At 69.3% G+C, this 18,169-nt stretch carries 20 protein-coding genes; 4 read left to right on the forward strand and 16 right to left on the reverse strand.

Features of this window, described 5'->3' with window-relative positions:
• Positions 1-40: 40 nt before the first annotated feature.
• The 10 genes from map to ACYVHG_RS05780 form a co-directional block, all read right to left on the reverse strand.
• Positions 41-862, reverse strand: coding sequence for a type I methionyl aminopeptidase (gene map, locus ACYVHG_RS05735; RefSeq protein ID WP_461166452.1), 822 nt, complete (start codon positions 860-862; stop codon positions 41-43).
• Positions 862-1,404: an adenylate kinase gene (locus tag ACYVHG_RS05740; protein WP_461166453.1), complete on the reverse strand. Its 543-nt coding sequence runs from the start codon at positions 1,402-1,404 to the stop codon at positions 862-864. The genes map and ACYVHG_RS05740 overlap by 1 nt, the downstream gene beginning before the upstream one ends.
• Positions 1,401-2,714, reverse strand: a complete 1,314-nt coding sequence (gene secY, locus ACYVHG_RS05745) for a preprotein translocase subunit SecY (RefSeq protein ID WP_461166454.1) — start codon at positions 2,712-2,714, stop codon at positions 1,401-1,403. Before secY ends, ACYVHG_RS05740 begins: the two co-directional genes overlap by 4 nt.
• Positions 2,715-2,977: 263 nt before the next feature.
• Positions 2,978-3,442 carry a 50S ribosomal protein L15 gene (gene rplO, locus ACYVHG_RS05750; RefSeq protein ID WP_461166455.1) on the reverse strand — a complete coding sequence of 155 codons (465 nt, stop codon included), beginning with the start codon at positions 3,440-3,442 and terminating at the stop codon, positions 2,978-2,980.
• Between the two features lie 3 nt (positions 3,443-3,445).
• Positions 3,446-3,625, reverse strand: coding sequence for a 50S ribosomal protein L30 (rpmD, locus tag ACYVHG_RS05755; protein ID WP_461166456.1), 180 nt, complete (start codon positions 3,623-3,625; stop codon positions 3,446-3,448).
• A gap of 36 nt (positions 3,626-3,661) precedes the next feature.
• Positions 3,662-4,315, reverse strand: coding sequence for a 30S ribosomal protein S5 (rpsE, locus tag ACYVHG_RS05760; protein WP_461166457.1), 654 nt, complete (start codon positions 4,313-4,315; stop codon positions 3,662-3,664).
• A gap of 43 nt (positions 4,316-4,358) precedes the next feature.
• On the reverse strand, positions 4,359-4,769 hold the full coding sequence (gene rplR, locus ACYVHG_RS05765; RefSeq protein WP_461166458.1) for a 50S ribosomal protein L18: 411 nt from the start codon (positions 4,767-4,769) through the stop codon (positions 4,359-4,361).
• Positions 4,770-4,772: 3 nt separating this feature from the next.
• Positions 4,773-5,312 carry a 50S ribosomal protein L6 gene (gene rplF / locus ACYVHG_RS05770; protein WP_461166459.1) on the reverse strand — a complete coding sequence of 180 codons (540 nt, stop codon included), beginning with the start codon at positions 5,310-5,312 and terminating at the stop codon, positions 4,773-4,775.
• Between the two features lie 14 nt (positions 5,313-5,326).
• A complete protein-coding gene (gene rpsH / locus ACYVHG_RS05775) occupies positions 5,327-5,725 on the reverse strand; it encodes a 30S ribosomal protein S8 (RefSeq protein WP_461166460.1) in 399 nt (132 codons plus the stop codon).
• Positions 5,726-6,026: 301 nt separating this feature from the next.
• Positions 6,027-7,193 carry a cellulase family glycosylhydrolase gene (locus tag ACYVHG_RS05780; RefSeq protein WP_461166461.1) on the reverse strand — a complete coding sequence of 389 codons (1,167 nt, stop codon included), beginning with the start codon at positions 7,191-7,193 and terminating at the stop codon, positions 6,027-6,029.
• 458 nt (positions 7,194-7,651) lie between these two features.
• Here ACYVHG_RS05780 and ACYVHG_RS05785 point away from each other — a divergent pair, with 458 nt between their 5' ends.
• Complete coding sequence (locus ACYVHG_RS05785; RefSeq protein WP_461166462.1) at positions 7,652-8,494, forward strand: DUF2382 domain-containing protein; 843 nt, start codon at positions 7,652-7,654, stop codon at positions 8,492-8,494.
• Here ACYVHG_RS05785 and ACYVHG_RS05790 read toward each other — a convergent pair whose 3' ends face one another.
• The 5 genes from ACYVHG_RS05790 to rplN all read right to left on the reverse strand — a co-directional run bounded on the left by ACYVHG_RS05790 (position 8,495) and on the right by rplN (position 11,427).
• On the reverse strand, positions 8,495-9,763 hold the full coding sequence (locus ACYVHG_RS05790; RefSeq protein ID WP_461166463.1) for a phosphatase PAP2 family protein: 1,269 nt from the start codon (positions 9,761-9,763) through the stop codon (positions 8,495-8,497).
• Between the two features lie 234 nt (positions 9,764-9,997).
• The gene (locus ACYVHG_RS05795) at positions 9,998-10,183 is read right to left on the reverse strand and encodes a type Z 30S ribosomal protein S14 (RefSeq protein ID WP_461166464.1); all 186 of its coding nucleotides are present in this window, start codon (positions 10,181-10,183) and stop codon (positions 9,998-10,000) included.
• 3 nt (positions 10,184-10,186) lie between these two features.
• Positions 10,187-10,750: a 50S ribosomal protein L5 gene (gene rplE / locus ACYVHG_RS05800; protein WP_461166465.1), complete on the reverse strand. Its 564-nt coding sequence runs from the start codon at positions 10,748-10,750 to the stop codon at positions 10,187-10,189.
• Between the two features lies 1 nt (position 10,751).
• The gene (rplX, locus tag ACYVHG_RS05805) at positions 10,752-11,057 is read right to left on the reverse strand and encodes a 50S ribosomal protein L24 (RefSeq protein WP_461166466.1); all 306 of its coding nucleotides are present in this window, start codon (positions 11,055-11,057) and stop codon (positions 10,752-10,754) included.
• Position 11,058: 1 nt separating this feature from the next.
• The gene (gene rplN, locus ACYVHG_RS05810; RefSeq protein ID WP_013128004.1) at positions 11,059-11,427 is read right to left on the reverse strand and encodes a 50S ribosomal protein L14; all 369 of its coding nucleotides are present in this window, start codon (positions 11,425-11,427) and stop codon (positions 11,059-11,061) included.
• A gap of 148 nt (positions 11,428-11,575) precedes the next feature.
• Here rplN and ACYVHG_RS05815 point away from each other — a divergent pair, with 148 nt between their 5' ends.
• From ACYVHG_RS05815 to ACYVHG_RS05825, 3 genes are read left to right on the forward strand one after another with little or no spacing between them, the layout of a single operon-like run.
• On the forward strand, positions 11,576-12,535 hold the full coding sequence (locus tag ACYVHG_RS05815) for an endonuclease domain-containing protein (RefSeq protein ID WP_461166467.1): 960 nt from the start codon (positions 11,576-11,578) through the stop codon (positions 12,533-12,535).
• Positions 12,532-13,197 (forward strand): hypothetical protein, encoded by a 666-nt coding sequence (locus ACYVHG_RS05820; protein ID WP_461166468.1) that lies wholly within the window; start codon positions 12,532-12,534, stop codon positions 13,195-13,197. The genes ACYVHG_RS05815 and ACYVHG_RS05820 overlap by 4 nt, the downstream gene beginning before the upstream one ends.
• Positions 13,194-16,616, forward strand: a complete 3,423-nt coding sequence (locus ACYVHG_RS05825; RefSeq protein ID WP_461166469.1) for a helicase HerA domain-containing protein — start codon at positions 13,194-13,196, stop codon at positions 16,614-16,616. The genes ACYVHG_RS05820 and ACYVHG_RS05825 overlap by 4 nt, the downstream gene beginning before the upstream one ends.
• Before the next feature lie 6 nt (positions 16,617-16,622).
• Here the strand turns inward: ACYVHG_RS05825 and ACYVHG_RS05830 are convergent, their stop codons facing one another.
• Positions 16,623-18,095: a DEAD/DEAH box helicase gene (locus ACYVHG_RS05830; RefSeq protein WP_461166470.1), complete on the reverse strand. Its 1,473-nt coding sequence runs from the start codon at positions 18,093-18,095 to the stop codon at positions 16,623-16,625.
• Positions 18,096-18,169 lie beyond the last annotated feature (74 nt).

Below are 18,169 nucleotides of genomic sequence, written 5' to 3' on the forward strand. Positions count from 1 at the left end.
CGACCACTCAACCGCCTCACGTCACGTGAGGGTCAAGCCCTTAATCATGCGGGTCGGCGGGCCGACCTTCCGGCCGCAGGGTGAGGATGCGGGGACCGTCGGCGGTGACGGCGACGGTGTGCTCCCAGTGGGCCGAGCGGGAGCCGTCATCGGTGACGACGGTCCAGTCGTCCTCCAGGACGGAGGTGTCCGGCGTGCCGAGCGTGAGCATCGGCTCGATCGCCAGAGTGGAGCCGACCACCAGACGCGGCCCCTTACCGGGATCGCCCTCGTTGGCCAGGAACGGTTCCATGTGCATCTCACGGCCGATGCCGTGGCCGCCGTACCCGTCGACGATCGCGAAGTCGCGGCCCAGCCGGGCCGCCTGCGCATAGGTGGCGGTCTCGATGGCGTGCGAGACGTCGGTGAGACGGCCACCGTCGACCATGGCCTCGATGCCGGCTTCCATCGCCAGGCGAGTGGCCTCGGAGAGATCGGCGTCGGCGGCGGCGAGTTCTCCGACGCCGAAGGTCCACGCGGAGTCGCCGTGCCAGCCGTCGAGCACCGCGCCGCAGTCGATGGAGACCAGGTCACCCGTCGCGAGCACCGTCGACCGGTCCGGGATGCCGTGCACGACGACCTCGTTGACCGAGGAGCAGATCGACCCCGGGAAACCGTGGTAGCCCTTGAACGAGGGCACCGCCCCGGCCTCGCGGATCACCGTCTCGGCGACCTCGTCGAGTTCGGCGGTGGTGACGCCGGCACGGGCCGCGTCGCGCACCGCGACCAGTGCGCGGCCCACGACCGCACCCGCGGCGGCCATCGCGTCGAGCTCCCCCGCCGAGCGGAAGGGCACGACCTTCTTGAACCGGAAACGGCTCACTAGCCGAGCTGCGCGGCCACCCGGCCGAGCACCTCGTCGACGGTGCCGACGGCGTCGATCCGGGTGACGGTGTCGCCGTAGTAATCGAGCAGCGGCGCGGTCTCCTTGGCGTAGACACGCATGCGGTTGCGGATCACGTCCTCGGTGTCGTCCGCGCGGCCGCGCGCGAGCATCCGCTCGACGACGGTGTCCTCGGGGACCTCGAACGACAGCACGGCGTCGATCTTCTCGCCGCGCTCGGCGAGGATCTCGGCCAGCGAATCGGCCTGCTCGGTCGAGCGGGGGAAACCGTCGAGGATGAAACCGTTCTTGGCGTCCGGCTCGGCCAGACGCGAGCGCACCATGTCGACGGTGACCGACGACGGGACCAGCTCGCCGGCGTCCATGTACTTCTTGGCCTCGACACCGAGCGGGGTGCCCTCGCTGATGTTCGCGCGGAACAGATCACCGGTGGAGATGTGCGGGATGCCGTACTTCTCCGAGAGCCGCTCGGCCTGCGTTCCCTTACCCGCCCCGGGAGGGCCGAGAATAACCAGTCTCACTTGAGGAATCCTTCATAGTTGCGTTGCATCAATTGGCTCTCGATCTGCTTCGTCGTATCGAGCGCGACCACGACGATGATCAGGATCATCGTTCCGCCGAACGGCAGGTTGCTCGTGCTCGAACCACCGCCGAGCTCGAGGAACAGGTTCGGCAGGATCGCGATGATGCCGAGGTACAGCGAGCCGGGCAGCGTGATCCGCTGCAGCACGTAGTTCAGGTACGAGGCGGTGGGCTTACCGGGGCGGATGCCCGGGATGAAGCCACCGAACTTCTTCATCTCGTCGGCGCGCTCCTCCGGGTTGAAGGTGATCGCCACGTAGAAGTACGTGAAGAACACGATCAGCGCGAAGTAGATGACGATGTGCCAGGCGCTCGCCGGGTTGACCAGGTTCGACTGGATCCACTGCACCCAGCCGGCGGTCGAGTTGCTGGCGACCAGCTGGATCACCAGCTGCGGCAGGTACAGCAGCGAGGACGCGAAGATCACCGGGATCACACCCGCGGTGTTGACCTTCAACGGCAGGTAGGTCGACGAGCCGCCGTACATCTTGCGGCCGACCATGCGCTTGGCGTACTGCACCGGGATCCGGCGCTGGCCCTGCTCGACGAAGACCACGGCGACCAGGATCAGCAGGACCGCGAAGCAGACCAGTCCGAAGGTCAGGCCGCCCTGGTTCTGCAGGATGTTCTGGCCGTCGGCGGGGAGGCGCGAGGCGATGCCGGCGAAGATCAGCAGCGACATGCCGTTGCCGATGCCGCGCTCGGTGATCAGCTCGCCGAACCACATCACCAGGATCGCGCCGGCGGTCATCACGACCACGATGGTGATCAGGGTGAACAGGCCGTTGTCGGCGAGGATCGGCTTGGTGCAGCCCTGCAGCAGCTGGCCGCGCGAGGCCATCGCGACGATCGCGGTGGCCTGCAGCAGCGCCAGCGCCACCGTCAGGTAGCGGGTGTACTGGGTGATCTTCGCCTGCCCGGCCTGCCCCTCCTTGCGGAGGGTCTCGAACCGCGGAATGACCACCATCAGCAGCTGGACGATGATCGACGCGGTGATGTAGGGCATGATGCCGATCGCGAACACCGACAGCTGCAGCAGGGCGCCGCCGGAGAACATGTTGATCAGCGAGTAGACATCGGCGTTCGCACCCTTGGACAGGTCATCGACGCACTCGCTGACGTTCTTGAAGTTCACGCCGGGCGACGGCAGCGTCGCACCGAGGCGGTAGAGCACGAGGATGCCCAGGACGATCAGGATCTTCCGCCGTAGATCCGGGGTCCGGAAGATCGGGACTAGGGCCGAAAGCACACATCCTCCTGGCAGCCGGGCGGGCCGTGCGACCCGCCCCACGCTCGTGGACACACGCTCCGCTCAGCGGCGGAGCGCCTGTGTCCTCATGGGTATTCCTGCAAACGTATGAACTCTAACAGCCGCACTCATCGGGGCTGTTCACGGCGGGTACCGACCGGCAGGTGGCGGACGGTCACCGTCGAACCGATGAACGAGAGCCGCGGTAGGCACCGGATACCGGTGCCTACCGCGGCACGTTCGCATCAGCGCGAGACCAGGAATCAGGCCTCGGACTGTGCCGACGGGGCGAGCTCGGTGACCGAGCCGCCCGCGGCGGTGATCTTCGCCTTGGCGGCGGCGGTGACCTTGGTCGCCGTCACGTCCACCTTGACGCTGATCTCGCCGTCGCCGAGCACCTTGACGACACGGTTCTTGCGAACCGCACCGGCGCCGACGAGCTCGTCGATGCCGATGGTGCCGCCCTGCGGGAACAGGCGGGCGATATCGCCCACGTTCACCACCTGGTACTCGACCCGGTTGCGGTTCTTGAAGCCCTTGAGCTTCGGCAGCCGCATGTGCAGCGGCATCTGACCGCCCTCGAACGCCACCGGGACGTTCTTGCGGGCCTTGGTGCCCTTGGTGCCGCGACCAGCGGTCTTACCCTTGGAACCCTCACCACGACCGACACGGGTCTTCTCGGTCTTCGCGCCCTTCGCGGGACGGAGATCGTGCAGCTTGATAGCCATTGCTTACACCTCCTCCACTTCCACGAGATGCGAGACGACCTGGATCAGGCCGCGGTTGATGGGGGTGTCCTCACGGACGACCGACTTGCGGATGCCCTTCAGGCCGAGCGTCCGCAGGCTGTCGCGCTGGTTCTGCTTGGTCCCGATGGTGCCCCGCACCTGGGTGATCTTGAGCTCTGCCATCAGATCGCCTCCCTGACTGTGAGATGGGCCATGTCGCTACGCTCCCTGACCTGCGCGCGCACGCAGCATGCCCGCGGGAGCGACGTCCTCGATGGGCAGGCCGCGACGAGCCGCGACCTCCTCCGGACGCTGCAGCTCCTTGAGCGCGGCCACGGTGGCGTGCACCACGTTGATGGCGTTGTCCGAACCGAGGCTCTTGGCGATGACGTCGTGGACGCCGGCCGCTTCGAGCACCGGACGCACAGCGCCACCGGCGATGACACCGGTACCCGGGCTGGCGGGACGCAGCAGCACGACGCCGGCTGCGGCCTCACCCTGGACCGGGTGGACGATGGTGCTGCCGATGAGCGGCACACGGAAGAAGTTCTTCCGAGCCTCCTCGACACCCTTCTGGATGGCCGCAGGAACTTCCTTGGCCTTGCCGTAGCCGACGCCGACCATGCCCTGGCCGTCGCCGACGATCACGAGGGCGGTGAAGCTGAAGCGACGACCACCCTTCACGACCTTCGAGACGCGGTTGATGGTGACAACGCGCTCGATGTGGTTGCTCTTCTCGGCCTCGTTGCGGCCACCGCGCTGATCGCGGTCGCGGCCACCCCGGCCGCCGCGGCGGTCGTTCGAGTTCTCGGGGCCGTTGTTGTTTCCGGCGGGGCCGTTGTTGCCGCCGTCACGACGCTGACGTCCGGGCATCAGGCTGCCTCTCCTTCGATGGAAAACGTGCTGGTGTAGGTCATCAGAACTCCAACCCGCCTTCGCGAGCGGCGTCCGCGAGCGCGGCGATCCGGCCGTGGTACTTGTTGCCACCACGGTCGAAGACGACCGCGTTCACACCGGCTGCCTTGGCGCGGGCGGCGATCAGCTCGCCGACCTTCTTGGCCTGTGCGGACTTGTCGCCACCGGCGGCCTTCACATCGGCCTCGAGGGTCGACGCGGCGGCCAGGGTGTGACCCTTGAGGTCGTCGATCAGCTGCACGTGCAGGTGCCGGCTGGAGCGCTTGACCACGAGCCGCGGGCGGGCCGCGGTGCCCTCGATCTTCTTGCGCAGGCGGAAGTGGCGACGGGCCTTCGACGCGCGACGGCGCGTGGAGACGTCCTTGCCCACCGGGATGCGCTTGTCGGTCTGAGTTGCGGTGCTGTTAGCCATGAGTTACTTACCCGTCTTTCCGACCTTGCGACGGATCTGCTCACCCTCGTAGCGCACGCCCTTGCCCTTGTAGGGGTCGGGGCGACGGAGCTTGCGGATGACCGCCGAGACCTGGCCGACCTGCTGCTTGTCGATGCCGGACACGGAGAACTTGGTCGGGCTCTCCACCGCGAAGGTGATGCCCTCGGGCGCCTCGATCGGCACCGGGTGGCTGTAACCCAGGGAGAACTCGAGGTCCTTACCCTTGAGCGCCACGCGGTAACCCACGCCGTAGATCTCCATCTTCTTGGTGTAACCCTCGGTCACACCGGTCACCATGTTGGAGACCAGGGTCCGGGACAGGCCGTGCAGCGCCTTGTTGCGCCGCTCGTCGTCCGGACGGGCCACCACGATGGCGCCCTCTTCGTTCTTCGACACCGAGATCGGGTCGGAGATCGTCAGCGCCAGCTGGCCCTTGGGGCCCTTGACGGTGACGTCCTGACCGGCGATCTGCACGTCGACGCCCGCGGGAACGACCACGGGATGCTTACCAATACGCGACATATTCTTCTGTCCCCTTACCAGACGTAAGCGAGGACTTCGCCGCCCACGCCCTGCTTGGCTGCCTGGCGATCGGTGAGCAGGCCCGAGGACGTGGAGATGATCGCCACGCCCAGGCCGCCCAGGACCTTCGGCAGGTTGGTGGACTTCGCGTACACGCGCAGACCGGGCTTCGACACGCGGCGCAGGCCGGCGATCGAACGCTCACGGCTGGGCCCGTACTTCAGCGAAACGACGAGGTTCTTGCCCACCTCGGCGTCCTCGGTACGGAAGTCGGTGATGTAACCCTCGGACTTGAGGATCTCGGCGATGTTCGCCTTGATCTTCGAGTGCGGGAGCGTCACCTCGTCGTGGTACGCCGAGTTGGCGTTGCGCAGACGGGTCAAGAAGTCTGCGATCGGATCAGTCATGGTCATGACAGTGTCCGTCTACCTTTCTCGCAGCGGTTCCCATGCATCGACGGCGCTCTGGTGCCCCCAGGGGGCCTGGAACGTCCGACGGTGGGCCTACTACGAAGCAAACCGTCCTGCGATACCGTTGCACCGCAGGGATTCCGGACCGGCCGGACGGAGCCGTACCGGTTCGGGGAAGTGCGCCGGCCGTGCTCGAAGCACGACAGGCAACCTCTCTAGTGTAGAGAAAGTCCCGGTCAGAGTCGAATCGTCGCCGCACCGCTCCCCCGGCGCCACTGGCGGGCGCTCGCGAGCGGGTGCGTCGTCAGGTGCGGGCGGTGAGCCGCTTGATCAGACCCACCTCACCGTCGCGGTATGGGCGGCCATCGGGCCAGAGCAGGTCGTGGAACCACTGCTGCGGCTGCCGCGCCCCCACGTAGGGCTGCTTCCACGAGTCCCACGGGTAGTACGTCTGACTACGGCCCGCGACGAATCCCCACTGGTAGGCGTCGATACCGAGTTCCTTGCAGATCGGCAGGATCGCCTCGATGGTGCTGCCCTGAGGCCGCGCCATGTACTCGGTGAGCAGCATCGGACGGTTCAGTTTCGCCAGGTCGGACGCCATCGCACGGAACTTCTCCGGCGGGTCGTAGCTGTGGAAGCTGATCACATCGGACTGTTCGAGCTGGATCGCCCGGATCTCGGGACGGGTATCGGCCCACACCCCGGAGGTGAGTGGCTGTGTCGGATTCCCGGCGCGCGCCCATTCGAAGGCCTTCGGCAGCAGCTGCGCGACCCGCGCGACCTTGTCCGGCGGGCGCAACGGATAGGAGTCGGCGAGGTTCTCCGGCTCGTTCCACACGTCCCAGGCCACCACACGCGGGTCACCCGCGAAAGCCTTGACCACACCGGTGGCGTAGGCCTGGAGCTTCGCGGTGTCGCCGCTCAGACCGGCGGCGCCGGGGCTCTGGACCCAGGTGGAGTTGTGCACACCGGGAGTGGGTTCGCGCTGGTCGCCGAGCTTGGGATCGGGATCCCAGCAGGAGTCGAAGAGGACGAACATGACCTTGACGCCATTGCTCTGCGCGACGGTGAGGAAGGCGTCCAGACGCTGCACGAATCCGGTCGGATCCGCGGTCCACAGCTGGTCCTGCAGGAACACCCGCACCACGTTCATCCCCAGCCCGCGAGCCCAGCTCAGTTCGGTGCTCATCCGCCCCGGATCGAAGGTCTTCGCCTGGAACATCTCGAACTGGTTCCCGGCATTGGCGTTGATGTAGTTGCAGCCCACCATCCAGCCGTGCTGCGCGCGCCACTGGGCGGCACGCTCGACCGTCCAGCGTGCGGGCGCCGGACCGGCGGACGGCCCCGGCACTGCACCCGCCCCCGCTCCTGCTCCGGGCCCGGAACCCGGTTCGGCGCCGGCGCGGGCAGCGACCATCGCGGCGGGCAGCGTCGCCGCAGCCGCCGTGAGCATCAACCTTCGACTCATCTGCACCTCTAGCACCATACGTACCATTTGTCACAGAAGGGTCGCGACGCGGCCGGTGAATAGCGCGGTTTTCGACGCCACGAAGCCCGATTCGGCTTCATGGGCGCGAAATCCGCGGTTTTCACACCCTGAGGGGTGATAAAGACGCACTCGAGGGCCACCGTCGCCCGGCGCCGACCGATTCCTACCGGTTCCGTCTCACATGGCAGGAAGACGCGAAATCGGCAGCCGGATCACGGCCGGGTCACGGACCCCCGATCCCGTCGCCGATCCGCCGGCCAGATGCCCTTGCCGGACATGAATTCTCAGTAACGAAGATCACATCACGCGAATGTGACGCGCGTCTTAACTCGGCATTTCCGCACCCTCCGAAGCCGCCGCAGGGGTGATGACGGGAGCCCTGAACCGTGCTTAGCGTGACGATGCACGATCCCGAACGTCTCACAGGAAGAGTCACTATGGCGAACAACAACCTGAGCTCTCTGGCGAACTCCACCGTGTACGACCGCGACGGGGAGAAGGTAGGCAAGGTCGAGCAGGTCTACATCGACGGCGAAACGCAGTACCCCACGTGGGTCGCGGCCAAGACCGGCTGGTTCGGCTCCGCGTCACTGGTACCGCTGTCGGGTGCGCGCCACTCCGAGGACCGAATCGACGTGGTCGCCACCAAGGACCAGATCAAGGACGCACCGCACCTGGACACCGATGAGGGAATCTCGGAGGCGCAGCAGAACGAGCTGTTCCAGCACTACGGACTCACTCGGGAGACCGCCGGCTGGGACACCTACGGCAAGCACGCCGACGACGGTTCCACCGCGAACTCCGGCTCGACAGCCACCGGCTCGACAGCCACCGGCTCGGCAGCCGGCGTCGGCGCAGCGACCGGGGCTGCAGCGGGTGCCACCGACGACCGGCGCAGCGCCACTCCGACCGACACCGATTCCAGCGTGGTCCGCTCCGAGGAGCGACTGAACGTGGGTACCGAGCGCGTCGCGACCGGCCGCGCCCGACTCCGGAAGTACGTGGTCACCGAGGAGAAGACGGTGACCGTGCCCGTCACTCGCGAGCACGTCGAGGTGGTCCGCGAACCGATCACCGGCGCCGAAGCCGGCGACGTCGAGATCGGCGACGGGACCGCCGAGGTCACCTTGCACGAGGATCGCGTGGTCACCGACAAGGAGACCGTGCCGGTCGAGCGGGTCGGCCTGCAGGTCAACACCGAGCAGGGCAAGCAGACCGTCTCGGACACCGTCCGCAAGGAGCGGGTCGAGCAGGAGACCGTGGACCCGAGCCGGCGCTGATCAGCTCGCTTCCATCGGAGCGGCTCGCGAGGGGAGCATCCGCGGCGCGGGTGCTCCCCTCCCCTCGACCGGGACCGGATTCACGATCCGCGCGTAGGCGACGGCCATCGCGGCGACGGCTCCGAGCAGCATCAGCGCGGCGAGGTACCCGCTCTGCGCCATCGGCACGCTCACGTAGCGGATGGCCACGAGCACCGCAGCGAAGGCGCCCGCGCCTGCGGCGACGGTGACGATCCGGCGCTGGTCCCATCCGGTCTGCGGCCGCACCAGGGCCGCTTCGAGGGTCAGCGCGAAGATCAGTCCGGCGATCAGATCCACCCCGTAGTGCGCGCCCAGCCCCAGCGTGGCCGAGAGCGTGGTGACGAACCAGAACACACCGAAGGCCTTGAGCAGTCGCGGTCCACGCAGTGCGTGCAGCAGGATCGCCGTGGCCCAGGCGGTGTGCAGGCTGGGCATGCAGTTGCGCGGTGCGAGCTGGCTGTAGAACTCGGAGACCGGGGCCAGGGAGCTGGGCACGATCGACGGCCACGCATCCATCCAGCCGGCGCCGGGCACCTGGTCTCCGAAGGCGTAGGCCGGCCCCACCACCGGGAACAGGAAGTAGACGATCGGGCCGATCGCGCCGATCACCAGGAACGAGCGGATGATGTGGTGCCGCGGGAATCCCTGCACTGAGCTGCGGCGCAGTTGGAAGAAGGCGACCACGGCCGCTCCGACCGGCAGGTACGTGTAGACCTTGGTGATCAGCCACAGGTACCAGGTGTGCTCCTGCACGAACGCGCCCATCACCCACGACGGGCTGCCGAGCGCGCGGTCGGCGACCTCGACGAACTGGTCCGCCACCTCCGGCAGCGCCGCCATCGTCAGGCCCAGCCACACCGCGGAGACGGCGTTCGCGACGATCAGGATCGCGGCCACACCGGCCGCTTTGAGCGCCGCCGACCGCTCTCGCCCGACCAGGACGGTTCCGGCGTAACCGGCCAGGGCGGCGAGCGCCCACATCACGCCGTTGCCGAAGTGCAGCGGATTCCCCGCGACCAGCCGCTCGGTGTTGAGCAGCACCTCCACCAGGACCAGCACGCCGGTGAACGGCAGGCGGAGCCGGGCCGGCATGCACATCAGTGCCAGCGCCATCGCGGCGACCTTGACCTCACCGGTCACCGGCCGTCCGACGAAATCGGCGATCAGCGACTGCACCGGACCACGCAGACCGTAGACGGTGGCGGCGATCTGCACCACCAGGACGAACGCGCAGACGGCGAGCACCACACGCGTCCACTCACGACGTCCCCATCGACGTCGCTGCGCCCCCCGCGGTCCCCCCGGCAGCGCGAGATCCGATCGCACCAACATGACGTTAAATCATAGTGAACTCGCAGAGAATGACGGGTATCCACGAGAGTTTTCGTGACCGACGTCGCGTACGACGAAGGCGCGCACCCACCGGAACGGTGGATGCGCGCCTCGATTCGTATCAGTGGTCCCGGAGTGCCCGGGGCCTACTCACCAGCTGCTCTTGTGAACACCGGGGAGCTCGCCGGCGTGCGCCATATCGCGCAGGCACACACGGCACAGGCCGAACTTGCGGAACACCGAGTGCGGGCGGCCGCACTTGTTGCAGCGGGTGTACGCGCGGACGGCGAACTTCGGCTTCTTGTTGGCCTTGTTGACCAGCGCCTTCTTTGCCATGGCTCAGTTCTCCTTGAAGGGGAAGCCGAGGTGCTTGAGCAGCGCGCGGCCTTCCTCATTGTTGGTGGCGGTGGTCACGACGGTGATGTCCATACCGCGCGGGCGGTCGATCGAGTCCACGTCGATCTCGTGGAACATCGACTGCTCGTTCAGGCCGAACGTGTAGTTGCCGTTGCCGTCGAACTGGTTGCCGTTGAGGCCGCGGAAGTCGCGGATACGGGGCAGCGCGATCGAGGTGAGGCGATCGAGGAACTCCCACATGCGGTCGCCGCGCAGCGTCACGCGCGCACCGATCGGCATGCCCTCACGCAGCTTGAACTGCGCGATGGACTTGCGGGCCTTGCGGATCTCCGGCTTCTGGCCGGTGATCAGCTCGAGGTCCTTGACGGCGCCGTTGATCAGCTTGGCGTCGCGGGCGGCGTCACCGACGCCCATGTTCACGACGACCTTGACCACGCCGGGGATCTGCATGACGTTGTCGTAGTTGAACTCGCTGTTGAGCGCGTCCTTGATCTCGGCGCGGTAGCGCGCCTTCAGCCGCGGCTGGATCTTCTCGGAGGTAGTCATCTCAGATGTCCTTCCCGTTCTTGCGGGAAATCCGCACGCGCTTGCCGGTCTCCTCGTCGGTCCGGTAGCCCACGCGGGTGGGGTTGCCGTCCGAGTCGACGACCATCACGTTCGAGACGTGGATCGGGGCTTCCTTGACCTCGATCCCGCCCTGCGCGGTGGCGGAAGTGCTGGTGTGCTTCTTGATCCGGTTCACGCCCTCAACGAGGACCTTCTCGGCCTTCGGGAAGGCCTCGACGACCTTGCCCTTGGCGCCCTTATCGGGACCCGAGATCACAACGACGGTGTCTCCCTTGTGCACCTTCATGTCAGAGCACCTCCGGAGCCAGCGAAACGATCTTCATGAACTTCTTGTCACGCAGCTCGCGGCCGACCGGGCCGAAGATGCGGGTGCCACGCGGATCGTTGTCGTTCTTGATGATGACGGCGGCGTTCTCATCGAACTTGATGTACGAACCGTCCGGACGGCGGCGCTCCTTGGCGGTGCGCACGATGACGGCCTTGACGACCTCGCCGCGCTTGACGTTGCCGCCGGGGATGGCGTCCTTGACGGTGGCGACGATGATGTCACCGATGCCGGCATAGCGGCGCGAGCTTCCACCGAGCACGCGGATGCACAGGATTTCCTTGGCACCCGTGTTGTCGGCGACCCGCACTCGCGATTCCTGCTGAATCACTTTGCAGTCTCCTCAGACCTGGATTTTCATGCGCGCCGGATTACCGACCCGAACGCGCGCGGTCCGCCGCCCACGGCCACAGGCCGCGGGCAACCCGTCCATGATAGGCGAACGCGCAGGTCGCTGTCGAATCGCGTACCTTCAGGGCGTGCTTGCGTCCGATCTGCCGTCGAGTGGGGTCACCGTGCTGAGCGGTACCTCGGCAGCGGCCCTCGTAGCGGCGGCGGACCACCGGACACCGTCGGACCCGATCCTGATCCTCCCCGGCCTGAGCACCCCACTGCCTTCGGCGCCGCGCGCCGTCATCGACGACGTCCTGGACCGCCTGCTCACCGTGGCCCTCGCGCTGTACCCGGCGTGGCGGCCGGACACCGGGAACGACGCCGCGAGCAGCCCTGCGTTGGACACGCTCGCGGCCCACGCGCGCACGGCCCAGCGGCCGGATTCGAGCGCGGCGTTCACCGGCCTCCCCGCCGCCGACCGCCGCGAAGCGCTCGAACGCGCCCTCACCCGCAGCTACCGGGTACACGGCCTGGCCCTGGCGATCGAGGTCGATGAGCCGCCGGTCCCCCACCTCGCCGATGCGCTGTGCACCGCCGCGCAGTGGCTCGCCCGCGGCACGAGCGCGGTCTGGCTGATCGGGCCGGGCACCCGGTCCCTCGACCGGTTCCCCCGGATCACCCCGGGGGAGGTCGGCACCGGTCCGGAGCGCGCGACGACCGCCGGGCCGGTGTTCCCGCCTCTGCCCGGTCACCCGCACCCGTCCGAGCCGGCACAGGCCGATCTCGAAGGCGCCCTCTCCGGCTGCCGCTGGGCCGCCGGGCGGATCTGGAACCGGTCGGTCGATCTGGGGCCGGACCGTCCGCCGGTGCGGGTGGACCTGCTGTTCGGCGGAGCCCGGCTGGTGGTCCAGGTCGACGGTGCCGGCCACCTGGAGCCGGCGCGGTACGAGGACGATCGGCGCCGGGACGCCGACCTCATGCTGGCCGGATTCCGCGTCCTGCGGCTGACCGATACCCGGATCTTCACCGACCTGCCGGAGGCGTTGGCGATAATCCGTACGTTGGTGGAGGCGGGGGACCCCGCCGGCGAAGGGGGCGCGTGGTGAGTGTGGTCGGCCGGCTGACCGGAACCGAGGCGACGGTGCTGCTGGTGCTGGCCGCCGTGGTCGAGCCGGTACGCAATCCGGACCTGCGCCGCCTCGGCCCCGCCCTCGAAGCACCGTCGCGCCGCAAACTCCAGGAGCTGGGCCTGTTGGAGGTGGAGGCCGGGCCGCGCCGGTCGCTGCTGCTCTCACTGACCGACAAGGGCTGGGCCACCGCCGAGGATCTGCTGGCGGCACCACCGGCGGGCGCCACCGGGCACCAGCGCGCACTGTGGACCGTCGCCGCCGGCCTGGGCCGGTACCTGCGTCGGGAATCCCTCGCACTGGGCGAGGTGGTGGTCCCGCCGGACACCACTGCGATCAGCACTGCCGCCGCCGGCGCACCCGCACCCCCGGCCGATCCGGGGCCGGCCACCGTCGAGCAGGTGCGGCGGGCCTACCTGCGCATCGCCGCCCCCGGATCCTGGGTCGCGCTCAAGGATCTGCGGGCCCAGTTGCCCGGAGTGCCGGCCGGTGCGGTCGACGATGCGCTGCGCACGCTCTACCCCGAGCCCGGGGTGCACATCGTGGCCGAAGACAATCTGAAAGCCCTCACCGCCGAGGATCGCGCTGCCGCTCTGCAGCTGGGCGGTCGTCCCCTTCACGCGATACGGATCACTCGATGACGCTCTCCGATGTGCAGCGCGCCGCACTGCGTTCCGTCCGCCTGAGCTGGGCGCCGACCTACGAGGAGGTGTGGGACGGTTCGGCCCAGATGCAGGACACGCACGTCGACGGCCTGCACACCGACATCTGGGAGGATCTCGAGGACGCCCTCGGCGACGCGGTCGCCTCCACCGGCGCCTCCCCCACCGGGCTGGTGATCACCGGTAACGCGGGCACCGGCAAGACCCACCTGCTCACTCGCTTCCGCGAGGAGGTGCAGAGCGCAGGGCACTACTTCGTACTGCTGGAGCTCCTGGACGCCTCCGACTTCTGGCGCGCAGCGCTGACCTCGCTGCGCAGTTCGCTGCTGCGTCCGGCACGCGATCACCAGAGCCAGCTCGCGCAGTTGCTCTGGCTGCTCTCCGACGAGGCCGGACTCTCGCGCGCGCACCGCCGGGAGTTCTCCGGCGACGCCGTACCCACCCCGGAGGGCCTGGACGCGCTGGTCGCCGCCATGAGCAAGCGTCGCCCGCAGGTGCGGCAGTACCACGGTGTGCTGCGCGCACTGGTGCTGCTGGCCTCACCCGACACCCGTCTCGCCGACCTCGGCTCGGCCTTCCTCGACGACATCGAGGTCGAGGAGACCGCGGCCGAGCGCCTGCACTGGGGGCTCCCGGCGGGCGGCTTCCCGGCGGTCGAGACGGTGCGGGCGATCTCGGCGTTCATGGCCGAGACCGCGGCCACCGTGTTCGCCGTGGACCAGATCGACACCCTGCTCGCGCAGTCCGCGGCGACGCTCACCAATCCCGATGTCGCCGCCCGGACCGAGACCGAGGTGATCGAACAGGTCGGCCACGGCCTGATGTCGCTCCGGCAGGGCCTGTACCGCACCGTCACCGTCGCCTGCATGCTGCCGACGGCGTGGGAGACCCTCTCCGGCCGGGCGACCGCCTCGGTGGCCGCCCGGTTCCGGGTGGTCGGTCCGCTGAAATCGCTGCCCGACGGTGCCATCGCGCGCGCCATCGTCGAGCGCCGGCTCGGGACGGCGTACCGGTCGAAGGAGTTCGTTCCGCCGCACCCGACCTGGCCGGTGGCACCGGAGGCCTTCGCGTCGGCGGTCCACCACACCCCTCGTGACCTGCTCACCAAGGTCGATGCGCACATCCGGGCCTGTGTATCGACCCGTTCGGACTTCGAACTCGCGTCGTTCGACGAGGGCGCTGCCCGCACCACCGAGCGGCGCCGGGCCGCACCGTCGCTGCCCTCGGAGCTGCCCGAGCAGCCCCGGCTGGAGACGCCGGAGGACGCTCTCACCCGGATCGACGAGCAGTTCGAGGCGCTGCGGATCCGGGCCCGTGTCGGCGATGTGGCGACCGATCAGGCGGTGGCCGATACCCGGATGCGTGACCTGCTCGAAGCCGGCCTGCGGGCCTGGACCCGGGAGGACGGCGGCGACGGCTTCCAGATCGAACGCGGCGGTAAGCAGCTCGACGCGCGACTGCGGCGCAGGCTGCCCGGGCGGGTCGAGGACGAGCAGCACTGGTCGTTCCGGGCGATCCCGGCGGCCAACCCGATCGCGGTGACCAACCGGGTGCAGGGCGCCGCGACCGGAGCGGGCCTGACCTCCGGGGTGGACCGCCGACGGCTGTTCCTGCTGCGGTCCACGCCGTGGCCCACCAGCCCCAGGGCGTCGGCGGTGATCGCCGACGCCGTCGACCGCGGGGCGCTGCTCCTGCCGCTCGACGAGGGCGACCTGGCCTCGCTGGACGCGCTCGGCCGGATCATCGCCGCCGGACCGGACGGGCTCGACGAGTGGCTCACCGACCGGCGTCCGGCGCACCGGCTGCGCCTGTTCGCCGGACTCGACACCCCGCACCGTCGCTCCCCGGACGCCGGTGGTGCGGGTGACCACCAGGGTGCTGACGGCATCGTCGGGGCCCATACCTACGGGGCCGGCGTCGAGCCGGCCGCACGGACCCGGGGTGCACGCCGGGCCCGCGGGTTGATCCCCGGGGACGCGGTGGGCCGGGTGGGCGGGCTGTCCAACTCGGTCGCGGACGTGATGTTCGGTGGCCCGTCCACCCCGGCCCGGCCGACTCCGCCGGCACGGACGACCGCACCGATGGAGCCGTCGGCGCCGGTGGGTGCAGCGGTGTCGCCGGCGCGGGAGTCGATCACGCTGGGTACCTCTCCGGACGGGCGCGACGTCACCGTCGACCTCGCCGAGCTGCGCAAACACGTGTCCGTGTTCGCCGGGTCCGGCTCGGGTAAGACGGTGCTGCTGCGCCGGCTGGTCGAGGAGTGCGCGCTGCGCGGGGTCTCGGCGATCGTGCTGGACCCGAACAACGATCTGTCCCGGCTGGGCAGCGCCTGGCCGGATCCCCCGCCCGGCTGGTGGGACGGGGACTCCGACCGGGCGCGGCGCTATCTGGACCGGACCGAGGTGCTGGTGTGGACGCCGAACCGTCCCTCGGCGAAGCCCCTGGTGCTGGCGCCGATCCCGGACTTCGCGGCGCTGCGCACCGGCATGGACGGTGCCGGTGATCCGGACGGCGTGCTGGCGCAGGAGGCCCGCGAGGGGTTCGCGATGGCGGTCGAGGCGTGCGCGAGCGCACTGGAGCAGCACGTCGGGGTGAGCGGAGCGCGGCGCGAGCAGCAGCGGGCGGTTCTGCGCGAGTCGCTCGACGCCTACGGCCGGCAGATCGGCCGGGCGGATGTGCGCAGCTTCGCCGCATTCCTGGCCGAGTGGGACTCCTCGCGCAGCAGTCTCGCCAGCGCGGACAAGCGGGCTCCCGAGATGGCGGCGAACCTCCAGGCGGCGCTGATCAACAATCCCCTGCTGGGCGGGCGCGGTGAGGCGGTCGACCCCGGGACCCTGCTCACTCCCGCGGCCGGCAAACGCGCCCGCGTCTCGGTGATCAGCCTGATCGGGCTGCCGGACGAGACGCAGCGGCAGACCTTCGTGGCGCAGCTGCAGCTGGCCCTGTTCTCCTGGATCAAGCGGAACCCGGCCGGGGAGCGACCGCTGGGCGCCCTGCTGGTGATCGACGAGGCGCAGCAGATCGCACCGTCGGGTGCGGTGAAACCGTCCTCCGAGTCGACGCTGTTGCTGGCCTCACAGGCCCGCAAGTACGGGCTCGGACTGGTCTTCGCGACGCAGGCACCGAAGGGCCTGCACGACAAGGTGGTCGGCAACAGCGCCACCCACTTCTACGGCAAGCTCAACGCTCCGGTGCAGATCCAGGCCGCCAAAGACCTGGCGGCCGCGCGCGGCGGGCGGATCGACGCGATCGGCGGCCTCGGACCGGGTGACTTCTATCTCGGGGCCGGAGCGTCGACGGTGCGGGTGCGCACCCCGATGTGCCTGAGCCATCACGCCGCCAGCCCACCCACCGAGGACGACGTCCTGGCCATCGCCCGGCAGCACCGTCTCGACTGACCGGGCTCAGCCCGCGGGGCGGGTGGCGCGCCGGCGCGGCGCCTGCGTCCTGCTCTGCTGCGGCTGCCCGGACTGACGGGATTGGCCCGTCTGGCCCGCCTGGCGCTGACCGCGCGGGCCGCCCTGGCCGCGCTGCTGCCCCTGCGACTGCCCCCGTCCGGCACCCTGGGACTGCCCCCGTCCGGCGCCCTGCGACTGGCCCCGGCCGGGGTGCGGCTCACCGCGCCGCGAGCGCGGCGGGCGGCCCTGCGCGGGACGCTTGGCGCGCTGCTGTTGCGGAGCGGCGATCACCTCGGGCTTGACGTACGGCGCGGTCTCCCCCACCAGGTCCACCACCACGGCCGAGCCGGCGGTCACGGCCACCGGGCGGACGCTGATCGCGGCCTTCTTCAGCAGCGCCTGGGTGTCCTTGCGCTGTTCGGTCATCATCACCGTCACCACGGTGCCCTCGCTGCCGGCGCGGGCGGTACGGCCGCTGCGGTGCAGGTAGGCCTTGTGCTCGGCGGGCGGGTCCACGTGCACCACGAGCTGCACGTCGTCGACGTGCACGCCGCGGGCGGCGATGTCGGTGGCCACCAGCACGCGGGCCGCGCCGGAGCTGAAGGCCTCCAGGTTGCGGTCGCGCTGCGGCTGACTGAGGTTGCCGTGCAGATCACGCGCCGGGATGCCCTGCGCGGTGAGCTGCTTGGCCAACTTCTTGGCCTGGTGCTTGGTCCGGGTGAACAGGATCCTCCGGCCGGTACCGGAGGCCAGCACGCGCACCAGCTCGGTCTTCTCGTCCTTGGTGCCCACCTCGAAGACGTGGTGGGTCATATCGGAGACGGGCGAGGTCTCCGGGTCCACCGAGTGCGAGACCGGGTCGGTCAGGAACCGCTTGACCAGCTTGTCGACGCCGTTGTCCAGCGTCGCCGAGAACAGCAGCCGCTGCCCGTCCGACGGGGTGGCGGCGAGGATCCTGGTGACCACCGGCAGGAAGCCGAGGTCGGCCATGTGATCGGCCTCGTCGAGCACCGACACCGCGACGTCGGAGAGGTCGACGATGCGCTGGCGCATGAGGTCCTCGAGCCGGCCCGGGCAGGCCACCACGATGTCGACGCCGGAGGCCAGCGCCTGCTCCTGGCGGGACTGCTTCACCCCGCCGAAGATGGTGGTGACCGTCAGGTCCAGGGCCTTCGCCAGGGGTTCGACGGTGGCGGTGATCTGGGTCGCCAGCTCACGGGTGGGTGCCAGCACCAGCCCGACCGGGCGGCCCGGGCGCCGGCGCGAGCCACGGGCATCGTCGACGGCGACGACCAGCGGGATCGCGAAGGCGAGCGTCTTACCGGACCCCGTCTTCCCCCGGCCGAGAACGTCACGTCCGGCGAGCGTGTCGGGCAGGGTGTCCGCCTGAATGGGGAACGGCGTGGGCCGGTCCATCGCCGTCAGGGCATCGACGACGGGAGCGGGAACGCCGAGTGCGGCGAACGAAGGGGCTGTCATGCGGGTACGTGACCTCTGAACTTCTCTTTTGCTTTTGCGAACAACCACTCAGTCTATCCGGCCGAACCCCACTA

It is taken from the genome of Tsukamurella serpentis (assembly GCF_054780975.1).